Origin of the sequence: Mesorhizobium sp. WSM4307 (assembly GCF_007003945.1) — a bacterium.
In the GTDB taxonomy this organism is placed as follows: domain Bacteria; phylum Pseudomonadota; class Alphaproteobacteria; order Rhizobiales; family Rhizobiaceae; genus Mesorhizobium.
Genome location: NZ_VFTB01000017.1, coordinates 16854 through 39097 on the forward strand (window position 1 = coordinate 16854; position 22244 = coordinate 39097).

Genomic DNA, 22244 nt, shown 5'->3' on the forward strand with positions numbered 1-22244 from the left:
CCCGTTTCTACTCCACTACCGAGACTCGTCACCAACCTCCTTTTATTCGCTTCCATATGGCCCATCCTGTCTCCAATCGAGGAGGAGCGCGAACATGGGCCAAGCCGTAGAACGTCTCAGTCTCGGGAATTCTTCTGCTCGCCAAACTGCCGTTGTCGCCGGCACCATATTTGGCAGGGTGACAGTGCACGACAAGATATCAGGCGTTCTTGTCTGGGCTGAACTATGCTTGCAAGCCATAACCCAAAAATCGCCGATCCCTTTGAATTCGAGCCGGATGAATGGGTGTTTCAAAATTTTTGGCGGTTTTAGGCAGAACCCTCCGATGGCCCGCGTACCGGTCAAGCTTCGTGAGCACTTTAGGTTCGTCGATCAGGCATAGGTTTCTTTCCCATGCCACATGCTGGCCGTTTGCCTAGTTCGGAAGCCCTCGAGAGGCGTTGCTCGTCTTGGTATGGCGTCGCCCCTTTTTCCGATCCATCGGCCACGGAGCTAGAATGGTGTCTAGCTGTTGCCGCCTACTTGGTCATCCGGCATGGAGATGCCTATATACCGACCTTCGAAAGGCTGGAATACGAGGTCGAACAAATGCGGCGGAAGCTCGGAAATCGCGAGCGAGCGCAGCGCGTGCTGGCCACGCTCAACCTAAATGGCTCGGACAGCTGGAGCCGTGAGGTTGGTTCTCAAGGCCTGGATGGCGCCGCAATCACATTCGCCCGGGCGGGGTAAAAGCGATTTTTTGGAGCCACTCGCGCTTTTGCGCTAACGAAGGTCCCGCGCCGTATTTGGGCCGGATCCATTTGTGGCCCATCAGAGAAGCAATTACCTTCTCCGGCGCCTCAACTGCCGTCAGCCGGTCCTCGAAAGTGTGTCGCAGGCTATAAAGACTATGCTCGGAAGTCGGCAGAAGTTCCTTGCTGGCGAGCACCTTGTTGACGAGCGCTGAAAGTGACGCGGCCTTGTCGCGATAACGAGGAAAGCCGTCCGGATGGAGCTTGATGGCTGCAAGTGCGCCGCCAACCAAGGGAATGTCACGGGCTGAATGACCGGTCTTCAAGCGACGGCCATTGGGGCGCACCCGCACATGCGGGATTTCTCGATCGAGGTGGATTGTTTCGGTGGTGAGGTTTGCCGCTTCAGAAAGCCTGAGTCCGGTATCGGCAATCACATAGATTAGATGGCGGGCTTCGTCATTGAGTCCGTCGAGCGCGCCTTCAGCGAGTATCTTCTCCTGAATGAACTCCGCTGTGAACGCAGCGCGTTGCCCGGGGACGGCGCCGGAAAGACGCAGGTTTCGAAAAACCGGCTCCAGCTTGAGCTGGTGAGTCAGATCGACGACGCGCAGCATTTTCGAAACATGGCCGATGTCCTTGTTGGCCGTACCGATATCAAGTCCATCCTCAACGATCCGCTTTTGCCACCACTCGCGGAACGCGATTGCGTCGTCCCGAGTGAGGCTTGCGATCTCCTTGTCGCCAATGACTCCAACCAGATTGGCAACTGCGCGCTTTTTGGGGTTACGCCATTTCTTGATTTGGTTGGGCGACATGGTCAGCAAGTTCTGTTGCTCGATCGTCTCGAATTCCTTGATAAGACCGCTCAGGCGGACCGCTGGCCGCTTCTCCCCACCCATGACGGCCGAGACGTCCTGCGCGTCCTCGATCGATTTTTTGTCGAGGAGCAGCTTGATACGGGCCATGAGTTCGTCGAGCGGCCCCGCTGCTAGTTCCTCGTTAGTGCGATAGGCCAATCCAAATGACCGCGCGCGCTTCCTCGCGGCTTCGAAACGCAGCCCCGCCTCGGCGGATTGGCCTTCCCGCAGTCTACGCCAATACGCCTCCAGCCCCGCGCCGAGGCTTTGCACTGCATCTCGCGCCCGTACACCGCGGGGATCGTCAGCCACGGCGACGCCCGTGGAAATGCGTACTAGGCAGCGGCGATCAAACGCCGCGAATTCCTTCGGCACCCTGCGGACGAGATACCAGATGCCTTCACGTTTATGCGGCTTTGGCGCTGCGGAACGTCGCATTATCTTTCTCTAATGTTACACAGTTTGTTACACAGTCTAAGATATGTTTCGCTTCGTGCTGGTCAAGCGCAACAAGGAAGCTTTTGAAAGGAAAGGATTTTTATGGAAGCTAAATGGCGGAGAGGGAGGGATTCGAACCCCCGATGGGCTTGCACCCATGCCGCATTTCGAGTGCGGTGCATTCGACCACTCTGCCACCTCTCCGCGGTCATGGTCGGCCGTTGCCGGCGCGGCGCACTAGATAACGGCTGAACGGGCAGGTTACAAGGCCAAATCCACCGATATTTGGCTTGTCATCCAGCCTGCCGGACAAGCGGCTGAAACAGGGCAGGTCTTTGCAGGCGAGCCGATGCGGTTTCATGGGCCAACCTCGCATCCTCGCCGCCAGGCGACGGCGACGCCGGGCGGTCATGTCGACATGCCTGGTCCTTGCCGGCCAATGACGGTCCCGGCAACGGCTGTTGCCTTGACTCCGACGCAACCTTCGGTTAGGGACAGCGCGCAATCGGCGTGGAGGGTTCTTCCGCGCCGCTTGTTTTTTGAACCCGCAGACTGACAAAAAGACGGCCGATTCGCCTCAGGCGGTTCATCAAGGCCGACCGAACAGCGAAAGGCAAAAAATGTTCGCAGTCATTAAAACGGGCGGTAAGCAGTATCGCGTTGCCGCCAACGATCTTCTGAAGATCGAAAAAGTCGAAGCCAATGTCGGCGATATCGTCGAGATCGGCCACGTGCTCGCGCATGGCGAGGGCGAGAATGTCACTTTCGGCGCGCCGTTCGTCGATGGCGCTCTGGTCACGGCCGAAGTCGTCGAGCAGGGCAAGAACCGCACGGTCATCGCTTTCAAGAAGCGCCGCCGCCAGAACTCGCGCCGCAAGATCGGCCATCGCCAGCTTTTGACCACCGTGCGGATCGCCGAGATCCTGCTGGGTGGCGCCAAGCCGGCCAAGAAGGCCGCCGTGAAGGCGGAAGCCAAGGCCGAGGTTGCTGCCGACGCCGCGCCGAAGGAGGCCAAGGCCAAGAAGGAAGCCGCCCCCAAGGCGGAAGTGACGGCCGAGACGGCCGCCGCGCCGCTGTTCAAGGCGCCGAAGGGCGAGCCGGACGACCTGACCGTGATCAAGGGCATCGGCCCGGTCGCCGCCAAGGACCTCAACGAGCAGGGCATCATCACCTTCGCGCAACTCGCCAAGCTGACCGACAAGGATGTCGCCAAGATCGACGAGCACCTGCCGTTCAGCGCCGACCAGATCAAGGACTGGCGCGAGCAGGCCAAGGAACTGGCGAAGAAGTAATTTTTCCGGCGAAACATCCGCCGGATCGGACTTGAAACGGAACGCGAACGCGTTCATAAGGCCTTTTAGGCGCCTTGCGGCGCAACGGAGTTAGTTAGATGGCACACAAGAAAGCTGGCGGCTCGTCGCGCAACGGTCGCGACTCGCATTCCAAGCGTCTGGGCGTGAAGAAGTTCGGCGGCGAAGCCGTCATCCCGGGCAACATCATCATTCGTCAACGCGGCACCACGTGGCATCCCGGCGTCAATGTCGGCATGGGCACGGACCATACGCTTTTCGCGCTCGAATCAGGCGCGGTCACCTTCAACAAGAAAGCCAACGGCCGAACCTACGTATCGGTCAATCCGATCGCCAAAGCCGCGGAGTAGCCGGTTCCGCACTAGAACACCGGCACCCATCTCGGGAACCGGTGTCTGGCAACGCCAGGAAAAGGATCAGGGGAGATGGGTTTCCATCTCCCCTTTTTCTTGTGCCTGGAGGACTTTGAAATGGTTGCCGAAGCGGAAGACTCAGAAGACGAAAGTTACGCGATAGACTGCCCGGTGCTGGCCACCGAGCGGCTGGTGATGCGGGCGCCGCGCGAGAGCGACATCGCGCAACTGGTCGAGCTTGCCGACAACCGTCACGTCGCCGAGATGCTGGCGCGCATGCCGCACCCCTATGGTGAGGCCGAGGCCCGCGCATTCCTGGCCATGACACGGTCGCGCCGCGCCGGCATCGCCTACGCCTTGACGCTGGCCGGCACCGACACGTTCGTCGGCTGCGCGGGGCTCAACACCACCGATCGCGGGCTGGAGCTCGGCTACTGGATCGGCGAACCCTACTGGAAGCGCGGCTATGCGACGGAAGCCGCCCACGCGCTGGTCGACCTCGCCTTCCAGCAGACGTCGGTCCAGGTGCTGCATGCCTCGACGCGGGTGATCAATCCGGCCTCGCGCCGGGTCATCCACAAGTGCGGCTTCCAGTATGCCGGGCAGGGCATGCTGAATTCGATCGTCGCCGGCCAGGTGCCGGTCGAGCGTTACAGGCTCGACAGGAAGACGTGGATCAGCCTGCGCAACTGGGTGCATTTTTGATGAATGGCGCCGGGCAAGCCAATGGTCGATGACAGCAACGATGTCGAAACGATCGCGATCGCGCCGATAACGCCGGATCACATCGACAGCTTTCATCGCGCGCTCGATCTCGTTGCGCGTGAGCGGAAGTACCTGTCCTTCCTCGAGGCGCCGCCACTGGATCAAACGCGGCGCTTCGTATTGGACCGTATCGCGGCCGGAGATCCAGGTTTCGTGGCCGTTGTTCGCGGCGAGGTTGTCGGCTGGTGCGATATCTCACGCCATGACCGGCCCATCCATGCGCATCGCGGCAGCCTTGGAATGGGGATTGTTGCTTCCCATCGCGGGCGTGGCCTCGGACTGAGGCTTATCAATGCGACCTTGGCGCAGGCACGCAAGGTGGGCCTTGTCCGCGTCGAGCTGTTCGTACACGCCGACAATGCCCGCGCCATCGCTCTTTACGACAAGGTCGGGTTTGTCAGGGAGGGTCTGCAGCACGACGCTATCCATATCGACGGGCAATACGGCGATACGATCATGATGGCGATCGTCGAACGCGAAAACGCAGCCTGATGAAGTGCGTCAGCCCAGTTCGGCCCACACCGGCAGGTGGTCCGAACCGGTCGCCTGCCGGTCGACCCACAGGCGCCGCAGCGATCGGGCCAGCGATGCGCTGGTGAAGACGTAGTCGATGCGCTTGTGGCGGCTGGTGTTGGTAGGATCCTTGGGGTCGACCCAGCTGGCGAGATCGTCGCCGGTGACATCGAGGCGCACGGCGGCGTCAACGGCGAAGTCGGCGGTCAGCGGCATGCCGAATTCATGGTCCGGCCGGCCGGCGAGTTCGACATATTCGGGCGAGCCGGCCAGCATGTTGAAATCGCCCATGGCGACAAAGGCCTCGGGATGGGGCAGTTCCGGCAGGCCGATCTCGGCGACGCCGGACAATGCGCCGCCTTCGAGCGCATAGTTCAACAGGCGCCGGCGCAGGAACTGGATCTGCCTGGCGCGTTCGACCGGGCTGCGGTGATCGAGATGGATGGAATAGAAACGGATGAAACCAAGCGGCGTCTCGATCAGCGCCTCCAGCGCGCCGCGCTGGAAATTCATCATCTCGAAGCTGCGGCTGCGCGGCAAAAGCAGGTTGCGCGACAGATGAATGGGCGTCTTCGACAGCATCATGTTGCCGAGCTGGAAGGTGGTGGTGATGGCGCGGCCGTTCTCGATGCGCGAGCCGATATTGGCCTCGAAATTGCTGCCATAGACGGCGAAATAGTCGGGCAGCGCCTTGCCGATCTCGGCGACCATGTCGCGCCCGCCGTTCCTTGGATTGTTGCGGGTGACCTCCTGCAGCGCGATCACATCGGCGCCGCGCACCGTGTCGGCAATGCGGGCGACATCGTATTGTCCATCAAGGCCGATGCCGTACTGGATGTTGTAGGTTACAAGTTTCATCCCGACATGTCTCCGGCCGACCCCACGCGGCCAATGTCACAAAACGGTCTCGCCCTTGACCGCGCCTTGGTTTAGAGCAAGGCCCAAGGTTTAGAGCAATGCCGCAAGGCCAATAAAAGAAACTGCAATCCCATGAAATTTCTCGATCAAGCCAAGGTCTATGTCCGCTCGGGTGACGGGGGCGCCGGTTCGGTGTCGTTCCGGCGCGAGAAATTCATCGAGTTCGGCGGGCCGGACGGCGGCGATGGCGGCCGCGGCGGCGATGTCTGGCTGGAAGCGGTCGACGGGCTGAACACGCTGATCGATTATCGCTACCAGCAGCATTTCAAGGCCAAGACCGGCGTCCACGGCATGGGCCGCAACATGACCGGCGCCAAGGGCGCCGACGTGACGCTGAAAGTGCCGGCCGGAACGCAGGTGTTCGAGGAAGACAATGAGACGCTGATCTGCGACCTCACCGTGGTCGGCCAGCGCTTCCTGCTCGCCAAGGGCGGCAATGGCGGCTTCGGCAACCAGCATTTCAAGACCTCGACCAACCAGGCGCCGCGCCGCGCCAATCCCGGCCTTCCCGGCGAAGAGCTCAACATCTGGCTGCGGCTGAAGCTGATCGCCGATGCCGGGCTGGTCGGGCTGCCCAATGCCGGCAAGTCGACCTTCCTGGCCGCGGTCACCGCGGCCAAGCCGAAGATCGCCGATTATCCGTTCACGACGCTGCATCCCGGCCTCGGCGTCGCGCGCATCGATGCGCGCGAATTCGTCATTGCCGACATTCCGGGCCTCATCGAGGGCGCGCATGAAGGCGTAGGCATCGGCGACCGCTTCCTCGGCCATGTCGAGCGCACGCGCGTGCTGCTGCACCTGGTCTCGGCGCAGGAGGAAAACCCGGGCAAGGCCTACAAGACCGTGCGCGCCGAGCTCGAGGCCTATGGCCACGGCCTGACCGACAAGGTCGAGATCCTGGCGCTCAGCCAGGTCGACACGCTCGATGCCGATGAACGCAAGAAGAAGGTCGCCTCGCTGAAGCGCGCCGCGGGCCGGGCGCCGATGCTGCTGTCCGCCGTCACCGGCGAAGGCGTGGAGGCCGTTCTGCGGGCGCTGATGACAGTGATTGCCGAGGCGCGGGCGCAGATTGCCACGCCGGTCGAGACGCGCTGGGAAAAGTAAGGCCATGCAGTCGCTGAAAAAATACCGGCGCATCACCGTCAAGATCGGCTCGGCGCTGCTCGTCGACCGCGCCAGTGGCCTGAAGCGCGACTGGCTGGACTCGCTCGCCGACGACATCGCGGTGCTTGCCCAGGGCGGTGCCGAAATCCTCGTCGTCTCCTCTGGCGCCATCGCGCTTGGCCGCACCATCCTTGGCCTCGGCAAGCGCGCGCTGAAGCTCGAGGAAAGCCAGGCGGCGGCTGCCGTCGGACAGATCGCGCTCGCCGGCGCCTGGTCGGATGCGCTCGGCAGGGGCGCCCTGAAGTCAGGCCAGATTCTTCTGACGCTTGGCGACACGGAGGAGCGCCGCCGCTATCTCAATGCGCGGGCGACGATCTCGACATTGCTCAAGATGAAGGCGGTGCCGGTCATCAACGAGAACGACACGGTGGCCACCTCAGAAATCCGCTATGGCGACAATGACCGGCTGGCCGCGCGCGTTGCCACCATGATGGGCGCCGACCTCCTGGTGCTGCTCTCCGATATTGACGGGCTCTACACCGCGCCGCCGGTGCGCGACCCCCAAGCCAAGTTCATTCCGGTGGTCGACCGCATCACATCAGACATCGAGGCGATGGCGGGGGCTGCCGCGTCCGAACTGTCGCGCGGCGGCATGCGAACCAAGCTCGATGCCGGCAAGATCGCCACCGCCGCCGGCACGGCGATGATCATCACCTCGGGCACGCGGCTGTCGCCGCTGATGGCGATCGAGCGCGGGGAACGCGCCACCTTCTTCCGGCCGAGCGCCAATCCGGTCAAGGGCTACAAGACCTGGATCGCCGGCCAGCTCGAACCGGCCGGCCGGCTGACGGTCGACGCCGGCGCCGTCGGTGCGCTGGCATCGGGCAAATCGCTGCTGCCGGCCGGCGTCAAACTGGTCAGCGGCAATTTTTCGCGCGGCGATACGGTGGCGATCCTGTCGCCCGAGGGCCGCGAGATCGCGCGCGGGCTGGTTGCCTATGATGCCGCCGATGCCGTAAGGATCGCAGGCCTGAAGACGGCCGAGATCGAAACCGTGCTCGGTTACGAAGCGCGTTCGGCGATGATCCACCGCGATGATCTCGTGGTGAGTCACGCGGGAGGCGACATAAGCGGAGGATGAGCCATGCTGAAGCTGCATGAAAAATCCGGGGATGACACCGTGGCGCTGATGGCCGATATCGGCCGCCGCGCCCGCGCCGCCGCCCGACCGCTGGCCATCGCCGCCACCGCCGCCAAGAACGCCGCGCTGCTTGCCATGGCAGAGGCGATCGTCGCCGGGCAACAGGACATCCTCGACGCCAACGCCATCGACATCTCGAATGGCCAGGAGTCAGGGCTTTCCGCCTCCTTCATGGACCGGCTGAAGCTCAATCCGGCGCGCATCCGTGCCATGGCCGACGGCATCCGCGAAATCGCTGAACTCAACGATCCGGTCGGCGACGTGATCGCCGCATGGGAACGGCCGAATGGCCTGCGGATCGAGCGCGTACGGACGCCGCTCGGCGTCGTCGGCGTCATCTATGAGAGCCGCCCGAATGTGACGGCCGATGCCGGTGCGCTCTGCCTCAAGGCCGGCAATCCGGTGATCCTGCGCGGCGGTTCGGATTCGCTCAATTCGTCCGCTGCCGTCCATGCCTGCCTGGTCGAGGGTCTGAAGGCCGCCGGCCTGCCGGAAGACGCCATCCAGCTGGTGCCGACCACCGATCGCGCCGCCGTCGGCGAGATGCTGAAGGGGCTCGGCGGCACGCTCGACGTCATCATCCCGCGCGGCGGCAAAAGTCTGGTCGGGCGGGTGCAGAGCGAGGCCCGCGTGCCGGTCTTCGCCCATCTCGAAGGCATCTGCCACCTCTACATCGACCGCTCCGCCGATCTCGACATGGCGGTCAAGATCGCAGTCAACGCCAAGATGCGGCGCACCGGGGTCTGCGGCGCCGCCGAGACGCTGCTGGTCGACCGCGCGGTGGCGTCAACGCACCTGGTGCCGATCCTCGATGCGCTCCGCGCCGCCGGCTGCGAGATCCATGCCGATCAAGAGGTGCTGAAGGTGTTTTTCGACGCCAAGCCGGCGACCGATGCCGACTGGGTGACCGAATATCTCGACGCCATCATCGCGGTGAAGCTGGTCGACGGCATCGGTGGCGCGATCGAGCATATCGAGACCTTCTCCTCGCATCACACCGAGGCGATTATCGCCGAGGATCCGAAAGCCGTGGAGCGGTTCTTCAACGAGATCGATTCGGCGATCCTGCTGCACAATGCCTCGACGCAGTTCGCCGATGGCGGCGAGTTCGGCATGGGCGCCGAGATCGGCATCGCCACCGGCAAGATGCATGCGCGCGGGCCGGTCGGCGTCGAGCAGCTGACCTCGTTCAAATATCGCGTGCGCGGGTCGGGACAGGTGAGGCCTTGACGTTTTTCGTTATCAGAGCCTGAGCCGATGCTGGCATCTTCCGGACCGCCAGTGCACTCCGCCTACCTGAAAATGCCGCATGCCGAGAAAGGCCTGGCCGTCGGCCTGTTCGGCGGCTCGTTCAATCCGCCGCATGCAGGCCATGCACTGGTCGCCGAGATCGCGCTGAGGCGCCTGGCGCTCGACCAGCTGTGGTGGATGGTGACGCCGGGTAATCCGCTGAAGAGCACCAGGGAATTGGCGCCGCTGGCCGAGCGGCTGCAACTGTCCGAGCAGATCGCCAAGAACCCGAAGATCAAGATCACCGCCTTCGAGGCGGCGCATCATGTGCGCTACACCGCCGACACGCTGGCGCTGGTCAAGGCGCGCAATCCGGGTGTCGACTTCGTTTGGATCATGGGCGCGGACAGTCTGCGCGATTTCCACCGCTGGCAGCGCTGGCGCGAGATCGTGCTGACGTTCCCCATCGCGGTCATCGACCGGCCGGGCGCGACGCTGTCGTTCCTGTCGTCGGTGGTCGCCAAGACCTTCGATTATGCCCGCATCGACGAAGGCGACGCGCCGCTGCTCGCCCACATGAAGGCGCCGGCCTGGACCTTCATCCACGGCCCGCGCTCATCGCTGTCGTCAAGCGCGATCCGCAAGATGGCGAAGGGGTAGGGCTTGCACGGATCTTCCTTCTTCCCTTGCGGGAGAAGGAAGATCGCTGATGTCGTTTTTGCAGGGGCTTTTCGCCGCCGAATGGGCGATCGTGTCTGAACATGGCCACTCCCGTGAAGCACCATACCAAAATCGAACCGGAGCATGGCAGCGCGCCGACGCCGCTGATCGCGATCGCCAGTGTCATCGTGTCGATGGCGCTGATCGCCATCGGCAACGGGCTGATGTTTGCCTACATCCCGGTCCGGCTCGGCGTCGAAAGCTTCGATCCGACCTGGGCCGGGCTGATCGTCACCGGCCTGTCGGCCGGCGGTCTTGCCGGCTGCATCCTGACCGGGCCGCTGGTGCGCAGGGTCGGCCATGCCCGCGCCTTCATGGTGCTGTCTGCGCTGATCGCGCTGTCCAACGCGGCCATCGGCGCCGGTCCGCATCCCGTGCCGTGGATCGGCGCGCGCGCTCTCTACGGCTTTGCCATATGCGGCCTGTTCATCGTCGCGCAGAGCTGGCTGAACGATGCCGTGGCCAACACCATACGCGGCCGGGTGATGGCCTTTTTCTACGTCGCCTATGTCGCCGGGCTCGGCGTCGGCTATGCGACGCTGGCGCTGGTCGACATCAAAACCGCGGAAGCGCCGTTGATCGGCATTGCCTTCACCGCTTTGTCGATCCTGCCCGTCGGCATGACACGGCTGGCGCAGCCACCGGCGCCGCAGGCCGCCTCCGTGGCGCTGCGCCGGGCATGGCGGATTTCGCCGGTCGGCGTTGCCGGCATGCTGGCGGTCGGCGGCCTGTCGATGTCGATTTCAGGTTTTGCGCCGATCCATGCCACGGCCAAGGGCTACAGCCAGGCCGATGTGGCGTTGCTGCTTTCGGTGATGCCGCTCGGCACATTGATCCTGCAGCTTCCCTTCGGCTGGATTTCCGACCGCACCGATCGCCGTTACGTGCTGATCGGGGCATCCGCGCTGGCCGCGGTGGCCGGCATGTTCGCGCTCGGTTTCGACGGCGGCGCGCTGCCGGCGCTGCTGGTGATCTATGTCTTGTGGGACGGCGCCTCGGAATCGATCTATTCGCTGTCCAGCGCGCACGCCGCCGACCGGGCCGGCAAGGACGATATGGTGGCGCTGTCCAGCTCGCTCCTGTTCGCCTGGTCGCTGGCCGGGTTCGTGGTGCCGGGTATCGTCACGGCGCTGTCGGCCGTCTTCGGCACGCAGGCCTTCATCTATGTTACTGTCGTCATCGCCTGCGCCTTCTGCCTGTTCGTGCTGTTGCGTGTGTTCACCACACAGGCGGTACCCGCCACCGACACCGGCAGCTTCGCGCCGATGACGGCACAGGCGCCGCTGCCGGTCGAACTCGCTTATGCGCCGGACGAGACCGCAGGCCGGACCAAGGACTGAACCGGTTTCCTTCGCACGGCCGGGGGGAAAGCGCTCTGGACGCCTCGCGGCTGCTTACTGCTTACGGGTCTCTTGTGCAGGCGCTTCCGGCGGCGGCAGCGGGATGGAGATGCCCTCGCTGTCGAAAGCCTGCTTTGCGCGCTTCGTCATGTCGATATTCGTGGAGAAATAGTCGGCCGCCGAGGTCCAATAGCGCAAGGTAAGCGAAACGGTCGTATCACCGAGGCTGGCCACGAAGGCGATCGGCGCCGGTTCACGACGGATGCGCTTGTCGGCACCGGCAAGGGCAAGCAATGTCTTCTGGGCGCCGTCGATGTCGTTCCACGAGCCGATGCTCAGGCTGATGTCGGAGCGGCGCACCCCGTTGCGCGAAAAGTTGCGGACCGGCTGGTTCCACAGCGTCGAATTGGGCGCCAGTATGTAGACGCCGTCGGCGGTCCTGAGCCTGGTGGCGAACAGACCGATTTCCTCGATCGACCCTGAAATGGCGCCGACCTCGACGGATTCGCCGATGCGGAACGGCCGCAGCGCCAGAAGCATGATGCCGGCGGCGATGTTCTGCAGCGTGCCTTGCAGCGCCAGGCCGATGGCCAGGCCGATGGCACCGATCGCGGCGATGATCGAGGCGGTCTGCACGCCGAATTGGCCGAGCACCATGATGACGACCAGGATCAGGATGGCGTAGCGGACGATCTTGGAAAAGAAATGCCGCAGCGTGGCGTCGAAACCGTGGATATGGCCGAGGCCGGCAAAGATCGAGCGCTCGGCGAGGCCGGCGACGATGTAGCCGACCACCAGCAGGATGATGGCGCCGATAGCCGAGAAGGAATAGGAGACGATCAGCGTACTGAGCTGCGCCAGGCCGGCCTGGACTGTGAGAAGCGTGTTTTGCGGGTCGATCGGCATGGCGGGATTCCGGTTGGTCGGTCAGCCGATAACCCATGCCAGACGCCAGGGTTCCGATCTTTTTTGCGCCCCGCATGGAACAGGCTGGCAATCGGCGAGTTCGCGTCAGTTGTGGCTGCGTCTTGAAACTGCAACGGAACTCTGCCTATCTAAGTGGTGTCACCTGCTTTTGGGGTGATTTGGTTGTTCTTGCTGCGAAAGGAAATACACTGAGAACAGCACTGCGGAAGAAGGCCGACATCGTGCCTTCGCCGGCCGGGATCAGCGTAAACGACGCCGTGTCCCGCGCCATCAACACAGTCCTTGCCAGTCTGGAAGACTCCAAGGCCGAAAACATCGTCTCAATCGACATTCAGGGGAAATCGAGCCTCGGCGACTACATGGTCGTCGCGTCGGGCCGATCGCACCGGCATGTCTCGGCTGTCGCCGACCATCTCCTCAAGGCGCTCAAGGATGCCGGCCTCGGCACGGCGCGCGTCGAAGGGCTGTCCGGCGCCGACTGGGTCCTGATCGATTCGGGCGACATCATCGTCCACGTCTTCCGCCCCGAAGTCCGCGAATTCTACAATCTCGAAAAGATGTGGCAGGCGCCGGATCTCGAGGAAGAGACCCTCCACTAAGCCGCCTTTGTTTTGATGCATGTCATTGCCCCAAAACCGCTTCCCACTTTTGGGTGACATGCATTAGCGGCTTATAGAGGCGAGGATGAAGATTTCAGTTCATGCCGTGGGCCGAATGAAAGCCGGCCCCGAGCGGGAGTTGGCCGACCGCTATTTCGAGCGCTTCGCCAAGAGCGGGCCGGCGGTCGGGCTTGAATTTACCGGGATAACCGAGATCACCGAGGGCCGGGCGCAGAGCGCTATCGAGCGCCAGCGTGACGAAGGCTCCCGACTGCAGGCGCAGCTGCAGCCGGGCACGGCGCTGATCCTGCTCGACGAGCGCGGCAAGAGCCTTTCCTCTCAGGATTTAGCCAATCGCATCGGGCAGTTGCGCGACGGTGGGCGCAAGGCGCTGGTTCTGGCCATAGGGGGCGCCGACGGCCACGATCCACCGCTGCGCGACCAGGCCGATCTGGTGCTGTCGTTCGGTGCGCTGACCTGGCCGCATCAGCTGGTGCGGGTGATGCTGGGGGAGCAACTCTACCGAGTGGCGACGATCCTTTCCGGCCACCCCTATCATCGCGCGTGAGCCTGCCGCTAGAGTTGCAATCAGCAGTGATTCGTCGCCCATTGCCCGGATTTCCGCCCCAATGCCGAGCTAGATTGAGAATCTGTGGTTTTGATGCATGTCGTTGCCCAAAACGGGGACCACTTGGGGCAACATCCATTCGGGGACGGGCTGGTCAAACATGGTTGATGGTTCGTTAACGAAGCCGCGGATAGTATAGATCGCGAATGTTTGAGGGCTGGAAATCGACAACGGGCCCGACAGGGGGCTCCTGGCGCGCGCGCTGCGGCATGGCTGCGGTGGCGATGTTCCTGTCGCTCCACTCGGCGCGGGCCGAAAACACGCTCGACATGGCGCCCGATCCGGACCAGAGCCGCGCCGAGTACGAGCAGGTTTCCAAGGAAATAACGCTGTCGTCCGAACGGCTTGCCAAGCTCGCCGCCGATATCGCCGCGGTCAAGAAGGACCATGCCTCGATTACCGCCGCGCTGATCCAGTCGGCGATGACCGAGCAGAAGCTTGGCCAGGACATCGAGGATATCGGCGCCAAGCTGGAAGGGCTGAAGAACCAGCAACAGAAAATCCGCGGCTCGCTCATGGCGCGACGCGATGTGCTGGCCGAAGTGCTGGGCGCGCTGCAGCGCATGGGGCTCAACCCGCCGCCGGCGATCCTGGTCAAGCCGGAGGACGCGCTGTCGTCGGTGCGCAGCGCCATCCTGCTCGGCGCCGTGGTGCCGGAATTGCGCCAGCAGACCGACAGCCTGCTGGCCGACCTCAAGGAGCAGACCCGGGTGACGGCCTCGATCGAGGCCGAGCGGGCGCGGCTGACGGACGCTGTCGGCGAGCAGGTGGCGGAAAAGAAGCGGCTCGGCATGCTGCTGGAAGCCAAGCAGAAGCTCGAGGCCGATACGCAGGCGCAAATGGCGGCCGAACAGCAGCGTTCCGCGCAGTTGGCGGCCAAGGCCTCCAGCCTGAAGGACCTGATCGCCTCGCTCGAAGCGCAGGCCGACAAGGCCCGCAAGGCCGCGGATGCCGCAAAGGCAGCCGCCGCGGGCCAGCCGGGTGACGTTCAGACGGACAGCGACAAAACGGCATCGTTGGCGTCGCTGCCGGTTCCCGAAGGCAACCGGCTCACCGCGACCGCGCCCTTTTCGGCGCTGCAGGGGCAGATCGCGCTGCCGGTCACCGGCCGCATCAAACGCCGGTTTGGCGCGGACGACGGTAATGGCGCGGTGATGCTTGGCGACATGCTTGCGACACAATCGGGAGCCATCGTCACCGCTCCGGCGGATGGGAATGTGCTTTATGCGGGGCCGTTTCGCTCCTATGGTCAACTCTTGATCCTCAATGCTGGCGACGGTTATCATGTCGTTCTGGCGGGGATGAGCAGAATCAGCGTCGTGACTGGCCAGTCAGTGCTCGCAGGAGAGCCGGTCGGTGCGATGGGAGAGGCCCGGGTGGCAAGCACCTCGGTTTCGAAGAATGGAAATGCCACGCCGGAACTCTACGTCGAGTTCCGCAAGGATGGAAAACCCGTCGATCCGACCCCATGGTGGGCGGACCGTTTTTCTGGAAGGACGTGAAATGATGCGGAAACTGTCGCTTCTGTTTGCCGGTGCGCTGATGGGCGCATCCGCCATGAGCCTTGTCTATGGTGCTCCTGGCTCGTCGGCGAACGCTGCGGGATCGGAGACCTACAAGCAGCTGGCGATCTTCGGCGACATCTTCGAGCGGGTGCGGGCACAATATGTCACGCCGCCCGACGACAAGTCGCTGGTCGAGAACGCCATTAACGGCATGCTTTCCTCTCTCGATCCGCACTCCTCCTACATGAATGCCGAACAGGCGCAGGATATGCGCGTGCAGACCAAGGGCGAGTTCGGCGGCCTCGGCATCGAGGTCACCATGGAGAATGACCTGGTCAAGGTGATCACGCCGATCGACGATACGCCGGCCGCCAAGGCTGGCGTGCTGGCTGGCGACTACATCGCCAAGATCGACGGCGAAGAGGTTCGCGGCCTGACGCTCAACGACGCGGTCGAAAAGATGCGTGGCCTGGTCAACACGCCGATCAAGCTCACCATCCTGCGCCAGGGCGCCGACAAGCCGATCGAGCTGACGGTGGTGCGCGACATCATCAAGGTCAAGGCGGTCAAGTTCCGGGTCGAGAACGACATCGGCTACATGAAGATCACCTCCTTCACCGAAAAGACCTATGACGACCTCGAGAACGCCATCGAGACCATCAAGAAGCAGGTGCCGGACGACAAGCTCAAGGGTTATGTGCTCGACCTGCGCCTCAATCCGGGTGGCCTGCTCGACCAGGCGGTGAGCGTGTCTGACGCCTTCCTGAAGCGCGGCGAGATCGTCTCGACGCGCGGCCGCGATCCGAAGGACGTCACCCGCTTCGACGCCAAGCCGAAGCAGACCGACGACATCAACGGCAAGCCGATGATCGTGCTCGTCAATGGCGGCTCGGCCAGTGCGTCCGAAATCGTCGCCGGCGCGCTGCAGGATCTGCGCCGCGTCACGGTGGTGGGCACGCAGTCCTTCGGCAAGGGTTCGGTGCAGACCATCATTCCGCTCGGCGAGAATGGCGCGCTCAGGCTGACGACGGCGCTCTATTACACGCCGTCAGGCAAGTCGATCCAGGGCAAGGGTATTACGCCCGACATCAAGGTCGACCAGCCGCTGCCGCCGGAACTGCAGGGCAGGGACCTGACGCGCGGCGAATCCGACCTCAAGGGCCACATCAAGGGCGCCGACGAGAGCGCGACCGGCTCGGGCTCGGCCGCCTATGTGCCGCCGGATCCGAAGGACGATCTGCAACTGATCTTTGCCGAGAAGCTGCTGCGCGGCGAGAAGACCGATCCGGCCTTCCCGCCCAATCCGGAAAAGGCCGTGCTCAACCAGTAATGGTTTGGTCGGCCGGGTCTGGCCGCCCGAACGAAGCAATGCGATGCTGCCGGGACCGAAAGGTTCCGGCGGTTTGATTCGGGGAGGCAAGATCAAGCCTCCGGATGCGGCGCCAGGGGCGCCAGGGTTGATGAATTCGCGCATGTCGTCGAAGGGATCGCCTTCGCAACCATGCGTGCGGGGACAGGGCTTGGCTGATATCGGCAAGGACTTCGAACGCCCGCTTGGACAGTCGCTCCGGGCGCCGCGCGCTGCCCGCAAGGTCAGCACTGGCGTGGTCGCGTCGACCGTTGTCGTGCTGGCGCTGGTCGGCGTCTCGGCCGCGATCGCGCTCAGGGAAAAGCCGTTTCGCAAGCCGCAAGAGGTCGCCGTTTCGACGCCGAAAGTGACTGCTGCGGGCCCACCCGCCGCCGCGCCATCCGCTCTGGCCCCGGTCGCGGCGCCAAAGGTTGAAGCGCCGTCCAAGACCGGTGGTCCCCAGATCATCCATATGCAGAAGGAGGAGGGCGATGGTCCTCCGCAGGCGGCCATCGTCATCCGCGATCCGTCTGGTATCGGGCAGAACCTGAAGATCGCGCATCTTCCCGACAAGGCGCTGATCGAAGCCAGCGACGCCGGACCCTTGCCGATACGCTCCGCCGATGGAAGGCGGCCGTTCGACGTCTATGCACGGCCGTGGTCCGGTGGGCGCGGGGCGCGGGTGGCGATCGTCATCGGCGGGTTGGCCGTCTCGCAGACCGGCACCCAGGCTGCGATCGCCAAGCTGCCGGCGGAAGTGACGCTCGCCTTCGCGCCGCAAGGCAACAGCATCGGCCGCTGGATGCAAGCCGCCCGGCAGAGCGGCCACGAGATCGTCATGCAGGTACCGCTCGAACCGTTCGACTATCCCAATGTCAATCCCGGCCGCAACACGCTGACCGTGGCGGCGAGCGCCGAGGAGAACCTCAAGAGTTTGCACTGGGCGCTGTCGCGGACGACGAACTATACCGGCGTGATGAACTATATGGGCGCGCGTTTCTCCGCCGACCCGGCGGCGATGGAGCCATTCATGGCCGAACTCGGCAAACGGGGTCTCGCCTATATAGACGACGGCTCGTCGGCGCGCAGCCTGGCGCCCGACCTGGCGCTGAAGGACGGCGTGCCCTTCGTCGCCGGCGATACGGCGATCGACGCCGTGCAGGATCGCGGCGCCATCCTGAAGAAACTCGACGGTCTCGAAGCCACGGCGCGGGCCAAGGGCACTGCCGTCGGCATCGGCTCGGCCTTTGATCTCACGGTCGACATCGTCTCATCCTGGATTGCCGAGGCCAGGAAGCGCGGCATCGAGATCGTGCCGATTTCTGCGGTGGCGATCGATCCACAAAAGGGTTAGCCATCGCAAGATGGCTGGAGAGACTGACTGATGCCGAAGACGAAAATGGTCGACCGCGAAACGCTGCCCTACCGCCCCTGTGTCGGGCTGATGATCCTCAATGGCGAGGGCCTGGTCTGGGTCGGGCATCGCATTGCCGAACCCGACAGCGAATTTGCCGGTACGACGCAGCTATGGCAAATGCCGCAAGGCGGCATCGACAAGGGTGAGGAACCGTTGCAGGCGGCCGAGCGCGAGCTTTATGAGGAGACCGGCATGCGCAGCGTCTCGCTGCTCGCCGAAGCGCCGGACTGGATCAATTACGACCTGCCGGACCATCTCGTCGGCATTGCCTTCAAGGGCCGGTACCGCGGCCAGACGCAGAAATGGTTCGCCTTCCGCTTCCATGGCGAGAGCAGCGAAATCCAGATCAATCCGCCGCCCGGCGGCCACACCGCCGAATTCGACAAATGGTCGTGGCGGACGATGCAGGACCTGCCCGACCTGATCGTGCCGTTCAAGCGCAAGGTCTATGAAGACGTGGTGGCGGCGTTCAGCCATCTGGCGCGGTAATCGCGCGTCGAGGTTGCCGCGTTGGTGCGAGGGTCGTATTGATGGCCGATGCAATGAGGGTCGCCATGAACGCCGCCGTCAACCGGTCCGCTGCGAAAACCGTCACCGGTTGGCCGGTCAGCGAAGCGGCGGCCGGAGCGATCCTGACGATCGATCTCGGCGCGGTCCGTGAAAACTACCGGCGGCTGAAGGCGCGGCTGGGCGGCGTGGCCTGCGCCGGCGTGGTCAAGGCCAATGGCTACGGCCTCGGCGCGGCCCAGGTGGCTGCGGCCCTGATCCGGGAAGGCTGCGACATCTTCTTTGTCGCGCTCCTGGCAGAAGGCGTTGCGCTGCGCAAGACGATCGGAACCGGACCGGACATCTACGTGCTGAACGGGCTGCCGCCGGGCTCCGAGCCGGAAGCGGTGGCGGCCGGGCTCTTCGCGGTCATCAACAGTGGCGCGCAGTTGAAAGCCTGGCGCGCGGCGGCGCACGATGCCGGTCGCCGGCTGCCGGCTGCCATCCAGGTCGACAGCGGCATGTCTCGGCTCGGCTTGGCGCCGACCGAGGTCGAGGCGCTGGCCGGGGATAGCAGTGCGTTCGACGGCATCGACGTTAGATATGTCATGAGCCATCTGGCCTGCGCCGACGAGCCGCGCCATCCGGCCAACGAACAGCAGAGGCTGGCCTTTGAACGGCTGCGCGCCATGCTGCCTGAGGCGCCCGCCTCGCTCGCCAATTCTTCCGGCATCTTTCTCGGACCGTCCTATCAGCACGATCTCGCTCGGCCGGGAGCGGCGCTCTACGGCATCAACCCGACGCCCGGCGAGCCCAATCCGATGCTGCCCGTGGTGTGGCTGCAGGCCAAGGTGGCGCAGACGCGCCGCGTCGAAAAGGGCGCCGGCATCGGCTATGGCCACAGCTATCACGCGGACGCTCCGCTGGGCCTGGCGACGATTTCGTTCGGCTATGCGGATGGCTGGCTGCGCCGCTCCGCTTCGGCGGGCTGGTTCGAGGGCGTGCGCCTGCCTTTCCTCGGGCGTGTGTCGATGGATTCGATCATTCTCGACATATCGGCCCTGCCGCCCGGCAGGCTGCGCGAGGGCGATCTGGTCGAGTTGCTCGGTCCCTCGCAGAGCGTCGACGACGCCGCCGGCCATGCCGGCACCATCGGCTATGAAATCCTGGCCAGTTTCGGCCCGCGCTTTCACCGCCGCTATGTCGGCGGTTGAGCGGTTTGGCCGCGCTTGACAAGCGTGCGCCTGTCGGCAAGGTTCGGGGCATGAGCAACTTCGCTTACACCAGAACCTTGTTCAGGGTCTGCCCGATCGCGGGATCGTAGCCCCGGCGCGGTCGCCTTCCGGCGTCCGTCCGTATCGGGGCATCCATACATCCAAAACCGCCATCAAGCCGTACAGCCCTTCGCGGCTGCCGGCCTTTCATCACGCCGCCGTCAGTGCGGTGGCAAGCGCGCATCCATTCGATGCGCCGATCCAAGAGGTTTGCCATGCAATATGCAACAGGACTGCGTCCGCCGAGCCGGATTCTGATCAGCGACACCGACCATGACAGGTTGACCGGCCTGGCGAGAGCCTTGCTCGACCGCGCCCCGGAGACGGCCGAGGAACTGCTCTTCGAAATGGACCGCGCCATCGTCACGGACGCGGCGGCGATGCCGGCCGACGTGGTGCGTATGGGTTCGATCGTGACGGTCCGCAGCGAAGGCGGGGAGACCCAGCGCGTCATGCTGGTCTATCCCGGCGAAGCCGACATTGCCGAAAACAGGATCTCGGTGCTGACGCCGATGGGAACGGCGCTCATCGGAGCGGCGATCGGGCAGGCGGTGTGCTGGAGCAGTCGTGGCGGGCGTGAACTGTCGGTGACGGTCGAGGCCGTCGACACGCCGGCCTCCGGCGCGCAGCGGCGCTGAACGTGGAGGCGGTGATGAAAAGCACGAATTGCTGCCTGACGACGAAGGACCGCGCCGTCCTCGAAATCATGCTGGAGCGCCGGCGGGCATTCGCGGACCCGATCGTGCAGATGCTCGAACACAAGCTTTCAAGCGCCGATATCGTCCCGATCGATTCGGTCGGCCCCGATATCGTCACGCTGAACAGCAGGGTGGTGTTCAGCGTCGATGCCGGTCACGCCGAGACGCGCACCCTGGTGCAGAACGAGGTGCGCGGACCGGTGGGCTCCAGCCTGTCGGTGGCAACCAGGCGTGGGCTGTGCATGCTTGGCATGGCGCAGGGCCAAGCGGCTTCGATCGAGCATGCCGACGGCCGGCGGGAGTCGATCCTGATCAAGGCCGTGCTCTACCAGCCGGAGGCTGCCCGGCGCGCGGTCAGGCAGAAAGACCGGACCGACGGGCGGCGACCGCACGGGCTCACTCTCGTCTACAGCGCCGCAGACGATTGGCGGCCTCTTGGCGAGACGGCCGGAATGCGGCAGACAGAAGATGACGACCCCGGTCCCTCGGCGGCGTGAATGGGCAACGGCGCATGGTTCTCGAAAATCGGCATCGATTTTCATTTGGGATCATGCGCAAATCGAGAAATGCGGTGGCGTCCACGGGCGTCCTGAGGACGCGCGGCGCGGCAAGGAGTGAACGATGCAGATCATGGTGCTGGGCGGCGGCGTCATTGGGGTGACCACGGCCTATTATCTTGCCGAGGCCGGTCACGAGGTGACGGTGCTCGACCGCCAGAAAGGCCCGGCGCTGGAAACCAGTTTCGCCAATGCCGGCGAGATTTCGCCCGGCTATGCCTCGCCCTGGGCCGGGCCCGGCATTCCGCTGAAGGCGATCAAATGGCTGTTGATGAAGCATGGCCCGCTGGTGGTGCGGCCGGCCTTCGATCCGCACATGTGGACCTGGCTGGTCAAGATGCTGCGCAACTGCACCGCGGAGCGCTATGCCCTCAACAAGTCGCGCATGGTGCCGCTGGCCGAATACAGCCGCGACACGCTGAAGGCGCTGCGCGAGGCGACCGGCATCACCTATGACGAGCGCAGCCGGGGCACGCTGCAGCTGTTTCGCACGCAAAAACAGCTCGACGGCACCGGTGGCGATGTCGATGTGCTGAAGAAATATGGCGTGCCCTACGAGATCCTCGACCAGGACGGCTGCATCGCGGCGGAGCCGGCGCTGGCCGGCGTGCGCGAGAAATTCGTCGGCGGGCTCAGGCTGCCGCATGACGAGACCGGCGACTGCAAGATGTTCACCGAGAAACTGGCCGAGCTCTGCGTGGCGCGCGGCGTCAAGTTCGAATACGACACGACGATCTGGCGCGTCCTGCGCAGCCGCAACCGCATTGCCAATATCAGCACCAGCAAGGGGTTCAAGGCCTCCGAAGCCTATGTGATGGCGCTGGGCAGCTACTCGGCCGGCTTCATGCGCCGGATGAAGCGGTCGATCCCGGTCTATCCGGTCAAGGGCTATTCGATCACCGTGCCGATCAAGGATGCCGCCCTGGCGCCGGTGTCGACAGTGATGGACGAAACCTACAAGGTGGCGATCACCCGGCTGGGCGACCGCATCCGCGTCGGCGGTACGGCCGAGATTTCAGGCTTCGATCTCAGGCTGCACGAATCGCGGCGGCGCACGCTCGAACATTCGGTCGGCGATCTCTTTCCGGGCGCCGGCGCCATGCGCGAGGCGACCTTCTGGTGCGGCCTGCGGCCGATGACGCCGGACGGGCCGCCGCTGATCGGCCGCACGGAGCTTTCCAATCTCTTCCTCAACACCGGCCACGGCACGCTCGGCTGGACCATGGCGTGCGGCTCGGCCAAGGTGCTGGCCGACGTCATGTCGAACAAGGTGCCCGACATCGATGCCCGAGCGCTGGCGCAGGAGCGCTACCTGAAATAGG

At 64.1% G+C, this 22244-nt stretch carries 22 protein-coding genes and 1 tRNA gene; 19 read left to right on the forward strand and 4 right to left on the reverse strand.

Annotated features, from left to right (window positions below):
* Positions 1–706: 706 nt before the first annotated feature.
* Together FJV83_RS31940 and FJV83_RS31945 are read right to left on the reverse strand one after the other, a co-directional pair.
* The gene (locus tag FJV83_RS31940; RefSeq protein WP_063169217.1) at positions 707–2029 is read right to left on the reverse strand and encodes an integrase; all 1323 of its coding nucleotides are present in this window, start codon (positions 2027–2029) and stop codon (positions 707–709) included.
* A gap of 114 nt (positions 2030–2143) precedes the next feature.
* Positions 2144–2233 (reverse strand) — tRNA-Ser (locus tag FJV83_RS31945).
* Between the two features lie 416 nt (positions 2234–2649).
* On the opposite strand from FJV83_RS31945, the gene FJV83_RS31950 reads away from it, so the two are divergent.
* From FJV83_RS31950 to FJV83_RS31965, 4 genes are all read left to right on the forward strand, one after another.
* Positions 2650–3321, forward strand: coding sequence for a 50S ribosomal protein L21 (locus FJV83_RS31950; protein WP_142886800.1), 672 nt, complete (start codon positions 2650–2652; stop codon positions 3319–3321).
* Positions 3322–3419: 98 nt separating this feature from the next.
* Positions 3420–3689 (forward strand): 50S ribosomal protein L27, encoded by a 270-nt coding sequence (gene rpmA / locus FJV83_RS31955; protein ID WP_095771984.1) that lies wholly within the window; start codon positions 3420–3422, stop codon positions 3687–3689.
* A 120-nt stretch (positions 3690–3809) separates the two neighbouring features.
* On the forward strand, positions 3810–4397 hold the full coding sequence (locus FJV83_RS31960) for a GNAT family protein (RefSeq protein ID WP_179301136.1): 588 nt from the start codon (positions 3810–3812) through the stop codon (positions 4395–4397).
* A gap of 21 nt (positions 4398–4418) precedes the next feature.
* On the forward strand, positions 4419–4949 hold the full coding sequence (locus FJV83_RS31965) for a GNAT family protein (protein ID WP_142886801.1): 531 nt from the start codon (positions 4419–4421) through the stop codon (positions 4947–4949).
* 9 nt (positions 4950–4958) lie between these two features.
* Here FJV83_RS31965 and FJV83_RS31970 read toward each other — a convergent pair whose 3' ends face one another.
* Positions 4959–5828, reverse strand: a complete 870-nt coding sequence (locus tag FJV83_RS31970) for an endonuclease/exonuclease/phosphatase family protein (RefSeq protein ID WP_142886802.1) — start codon at positions 5826–5828, stop codon at positions 4959–4961.
* Positions 5829–5960: 132 nt separating this feature from the next.
* Here FJV83_RS31970 and obgE point away from each other — a divergent pair, with 132 nt between their 5' ends.
* The 5 genes from obgE (at position 5961) to FJV83_RS31995 (ending at position 11483) form a co-directional block, all read left to right on the forward strand.
* Positions 5961–6992: a GTPase ObgE gene (gene obgE, locus FJV83_RS31975; RefSeq protein ID WP_142886803.1), complete on the forward strand. Its 1032-nt coding sequence runs from the start codon at positions 5961–5963 to the stop codon at positions 6990–6992.
* A 4-nt stretch (positions 6993–6996) separates the two neighbouring features.
* The gene (gene proB, locus FJV83_RS31980; protein WP_095771988.1) at positions 6997–8133 is read left to right on the forward strand and encodes a glutamate 5-kinase; all 1137 of its coding nucleotides are present in this window, start codon (positions 6997–6999) and stop codon (positions 8131–8133) included.
* 3 nt (positions 8134–8136) lie between these two features.
* Entirely contained in the window at positions 8137–9423 is a 1287-nt protein-coding gene (locus tag FJV83_RS31985; protein WP_142886804.1) for a glutamate-5-semialdehyde dehydrogenase, read from the forward strand.
* A gap of 72 nt (positions 9424–9495) precedes the next feature.
* The gene (locus tag FJV83_RS31990; protein ID WP_095771990.1) at positions 9496–10083 is read left to right on the forward strand and encodes a nicotinate-nucleotide adenylyltransferase; all 588 of its coding nucleotides are present in this window, start codon (positions 9496–9498) and stop codon (positions 10081–10083) included.
* Positions 10084–10184: 101 nt separating this feature from the next.
* The gene (locus tag FJV83_RS31995) at positions 10185–11483 is read left to right on the forward strand and encodes an MFS transporter (RefSeq protein WP_142886805.1); all 1299 of its coding nucleotides are present in this window, start codon (positions 10185–10187) and stop codon (positions 11481–11483) included.
* A 54-nt stretch (positions 11484–11537) separates the two neighbouring features.
* Here the strand turns inward: FJV83_RS31995 and FJV83_RS32000 are convergent, their stop codons facing one another.
* A complete protein-coding gene (locus FJV83_RS32000) occupies positions 11538–12389 on the reverse strand; it encodes a mechanosensitive ion channel domain-containing protein (RefSeq protein WP_095771992.1) in 852 nt (283 codons plus the stop codon).
* 242 nt (positions 12390–12631) lie between these two features.
* Here FJV83_RS32000 and rsfS point away from each other — a divergent pair, with 242 nt between their 5' ends.
* From rsfS to FJV83_RS32050, 10 genes are all read left to right on the forward strand, one after another.
* A complete protein-coding gene (rsfS, locus tag FJV83_RS32005) occupies positions 12632–13009 on the forward strand; it encodes a ribosome silencing factor (protein WP_010912111.1) in 378 nt (125 codons plus the stop codon).
* Positions 13010–13094: 85 nt separating this feature from the next.
* The gene (rlmH, locus tag FJV83_RS32010) at positions 13095–13577 is read left to right on the forward strand and encodes a 23S rRNA (pseudouridine(1915)-N(3))-methyltransferase RlmH (protein WP_142886806.1); all 483 of its coding nucleotides are present in this window, start codon (positions 13095–13097) and stop codon (positions 13575–13577) included.
* 206 nt (positions 13578–13783) lie between these two features.
* The gene (locus FJV83_RS32015) at positions 13784–15139 is read left to right on the forward strand and encodes a murein hydrolase activator EnvC (protein ID WP_095771994.1); all 1356 of its coding nucleotides are present in this window, start codon (positions 13784–13786) and stop codon (positions 15137–15139) included.
* Between the two features lies 1 nt (position 15140).
* A complete protein-coding gene (locus FJV83_RS32020) occupies positions 15141–16472 on the forward strand; it encodes a S41 family peptidase (RefSeq protein WP_095771995.1) in 1332 nt (443 codons plus the stop codon).
* A 190-nt stretch (positions 16473–16662) separates the two neighbouring features.
* Entirely contained in the window at positions 16663–17844 is a 1182-nt protein-coding gene (locus FJV83_RS32025; protein WP_142886807.1) for a divergent polysaccharide deacetylase family protein, read from the forward strand.
* 30 nt (positions 17845–17874) lie between these two features.
* Positions 17875–18396, forward strand: coding sequence for an RNA pyrophosphohydrolase (locus tag FJV83_RS32030; protein ID WP_095789936.1), 522 nt, complete (start codon positions 17875–17877; stop codon positions 18394–18396).
* Positions 18397–18461: 65 nt separating this feature from the next.
* A complete protein-coding gene (gene alr, locus FJV83_RS32035) occupies positions 18462–19607 on the forward strand; it encodes an alanine racemase (protein WP_142886844.1) in 1146 nt (381 codons plus the stop codon).
* Positions 19608–19882: 275 nt separating this feature from the next.
* Entirely contained in the window at positions 19883–20305 is a 423-nt protein-coding gene (rnk, locus tag FJV83_RS32040) for a nucleoside diphosphate kinase regulator (RefSeq protein WP_142886808.1), read from the forward strand.
* A 14-nt stretch (positions 20306–20319) separates the two neighbouring features.
* Positions 20320–20862, forward strand: coding sequence for a nucleoside-diphosphate kinase (locus FJV83_RS32045; protein ID WP_095772326.1), 543 nt, complete (start codon positions 20320–20322; stop codon positions 20860–20862).
* Positions 20863–20986: 124 nt separating this feature from the next.
* Positions 20987–22243: a D-amino acid dehydrogenase gene (locus FJV83_RS32050; RefSeq protein ID WP_142886809.1), complete on the forward strand. Its 1257-nt coding sequence runs from the start codon at positions 20987–20989 to the stop codon at positions 22241–22243.
* Position 22244 lies beyond the last annotated feature (1 nt).